The organism is Mycobacterium angelicum (genome assembly GCF_002086155.1).
GTDB classification, from domain to species: Bacteria; Actinomycetota; Actinomycetes; order Mycobacteriales; family Mycobacteriaceae; genus Mycobacterium; species Mycobacterium angelicum.
In genome coordinates this window covers 1-273 of record NZ_MVHE01000393.1, presented here as the reverse complement: position 1 = coordinate 273, position 273 = coordinate 1, and the positions used below count along the sequence as shown (strand labels likewise).

Annotated in this window: 1 protein-coding gene; it reads right to left on the bottom strand. The window is 62.6% G+C overall.

The features are described 5' to 3' along the window. Positions 1 to 273, bottom strand: a 273-nt coding sequence (locus tag BST12_RS29945; RefSeq protein WP_139802128.1) for a zinc-binding dehydrogenase, incomplete at both ends; no start/stop codon positions are given.

Here is a 273-nt window from a genome sequence, read left to right as displayed (position 1 = left end):
GCACCCCCCGATGCCGCTCGGCCACCGTCTGCCCGTCGCGAATATCGGTTTTACCCAGCTCGATAAAGCGGCCACCGCTGGGCAGTAGCCGCAGCGAGGCATCGGTGAACTCACCGGCGAGCGAGTTCAGCACTACGTCCACACCGCTGCCCTCGGTGGCCCGCAGAAACGCCTCCTCGAACTCCAACGATCGCGAGTCGGAGATATGGATATCGTCAAAACCCATCGCCCGCAATGTATCCCACTTGGCGCGACTCGCCGTGACGAAAACCT